This window comes from Pseudomonas sp. HY2-MNA-CIBAN-0224 (assembly GCF_040310285.1).
Classification (GTDB): Bacteria; Pseudomonadota; Gammaproteobacteria; order Pseudomonadales; family Pseudomonadaceae; genus Aquipseudomonas; species Aquipseudomonas helleri.
Genome location: NZ_JBEOPQ010000424.1, coordinates 1 through 280, shown reverse-complemented (window position 1 = coordinate 280; position 280 = coordinate 1). Strand labels below are relative to the sequence as shown.

General features: G+C 37.5%; 1 protein-coding gene. It reads right to left on the bottom strand.

The features are described 5' to 3' along the window. Positions 1–250: hypothetical protein (locus AAEZ03_RS27020; protein WP_350582890.1), on the bottom strand; the 250-nt coding region annotated here is incomplete at its 3' end. Between the last annotated feature and the right edge of the window lie 30 nt (positions 251–280).

The window sequence follows — 280 nt, the reverse complement described above, 5'->3', positions numbered from 1 at the left end:
GCCCCCAACATGTCTTGCCCTCATCATTTAATGGCATTATTTCAGCAAGGCTATGTTGCAACGACATGGCGGTAAACTGCGTATAGAGTCTGCTGTAATGATCATCACACAGGGATGAAAAATTACAGCTAATTTGGCCATTCTTCTTAATTAAGTAATAATTAAACTCACTTAATGTGGCTGCCAAAGTTGTTTTAAACCATAAGGTTTCATCAATGATATTGTTGTCTAGCGCTTTATCTATGCTCAAAGGAAAACCTTACTTTTGGGCTAATTTAGC